The sequence below is a fragment of the Streptomyces aculeolatus genome (genome assembly GCF_020400605.1).
GTDB classification, from domain to species: domain Bacteria; phylum Actinomycetota; class Actinomycetes; order Streptomycetales; family Streptomycetaceae; genus Streptomyces; species Streptomyces aculeolatus.
Window position 1 is genome coordinate 1 of sequence record NZ_JAINRD010000124.1, and the last position, 334, is coordinate 334.

The window sequence follows — 334 nt, forward strand, 5'->3', positions numbered from 1 at the left end:
GGCGGAAGGAGAGGGGTCGGCTCGTACGGTCATCGTGCACGCTCGTCCGGACGACGGTACGGACCGTCCGTTCACCCGGCACGCAACCGGTCGGCTCATCGCCGCCGAGGATGGGGCCGGCAAGGCGTGGCAAGGCGCGTGGCCGCCCCCCGGGGTCGACGCCGTAGACCTGGCCGGGGCTTACGACCTGCTGGCCGAGCAGGGTTACGAGTACGGCTCCGGATTCCGCGGCCTGACGGCGCTGTGGCAGGACGGCTCGACGCGTTACGCGGAGGTCGTGCTGCCCGAGGAGCACACCGGCGAGCACGGACCCGACGCCTTCGGCCTGCACCCC

The 334-nt window shown here is 72.8% G+C and carries 1 protein-coding gene; it reads left to right on the forward strand.

Going from position 1 to position 334, the window contains the following annotated elements; all coding sequences use genetic code 11:
• Positions 1 to 34: 34 nt before the first annotated feature.
• The coding region (locus LG396_RS39000) for a polyketide synthase dehydratase domain-containing protein (protein ID WP_225798343.1) at positions 35 to 334 on the forward strand (300 nt) is incomplete at its 3' end.